Raw genomic sequence first — 1,337 nt, 5'->3', positions numbered from 1 at the left:
GATGCATGTGATTTATTGTCAGAGTCGGTTGTGCCACTGATGCAAGGTGAGATCAATTCCCTAGCGCAAAACCAAGCTATGGATACAGAGTTGTGGGTTAAAAAAGTAGAAACACTATTGGATCAAGCGATTGCTAAGGCCTATGTTGGTTTATCTCGTCAGGTCGTTGATCAAGAATCGACTGTTTTATTGGCGTTCTGGCGTTACCTTAGTAGTCCCGGTGATCCTGTCATGCGTAAGCATCTCGCATTAGCCGCTCATCTGCAAGCTGCAAACACCAATCAATCTGTAGCAAGACCTTTGATCTGGGTGGAGACTGCCGATCCAAAGCCAATTGATCAAGAGACGATGTCTCGGTACTTGCATGAGTATTCACAATGTGCACCCGTTATCAATATCGGAATGGATTGGCATTCAGTAGCGCTATGGTCTGAGGCTTTAGCTGGGCAAGATGCTGAAGGACAGCTCCAAGTAGTAGATAGCGAACAGCAGACCCTTATTGATCGCAACATTCAAGCCAGCTTTCATGATGGGTGGAAGTTATTGTCCGCTAGACGTTTTGAAGAATTAGCTTGGACGGCAGCCAAATCGATTGAGGCCCATTTAGTTGCAGGTAAAACTAATATCGCTTTGGTTGCACAAGATCGTTTAGCTGCAAGAAGGGCGCGCGCATTGCTATCGCGCTTTGGTCCAGGTCTGCGTATTCGTGATGAGACCGGTTGGAAGCTCTCGACCACTCGTGCCGCAGCATCGCTCAATAGTTGGTTGGAGTTGATTCGCTCTCCTAAGGAGGGGCCTAGTGCAAGTGCCTTACTGGAGTTTTTGCAAAACCCATTTTTTGATCTTGCTCATACCTTACATAAACCATCAGAAGCTTGTGTCAGTCTAGTTGCTCAGCTTGAAGATATATTGATTGCAAGCCAAGCAAAGTCAGGTTGGGAAACCTTTCGGATTGCGATTGAGCGAGCTAATGCCTATTCATCATCACGTGGCACCGTACCCCATGAATCACTCTTAGAGTTACTCACGTTATTGCAAAGACATCATGCGCAGTGGTTAGAGCTCAAACTTGATTGTGAAAATGCCTATGCACTTCTGCAATCTAATTTGCAATCCATGGGTATGGCACAAGAACTTGAAAAAGACTCCGCTGGCAAGCAATTACTCGAAGTACTTAAGACCTTTGATTTAGGTGCGGGAGCTTACCGACAAATCAGCATGCGTTTGCCAGAATGGCTGAGCCTACTCAAGACGATTATTGAAGAGGCCTCCTATCAAGAGGTGGGTCAGCAGGCCGAGGCTACTTTAAGCATTCTGCCTCTGAGCTCAACACGTTT

General features: G+C 46.4%; 1 pseudogene. It reads left to right on the top strand.

The features are described from left to right. Window positions 1-1,337 (top strand): annotated as a pseudogene (locus tag B7Y67_RS18225) (PD-(D/E)XK nuclease family protein); the annotation flags it as partial.

The organism is Polynucleobacter sp. 35-46-11, assembly GCF_002281105.1.
The sequence above is the reverse complement of the archived record's forward strand: the minus strand, read 5'-3'. Positions and strand labels throughout refer to the sequence as shown.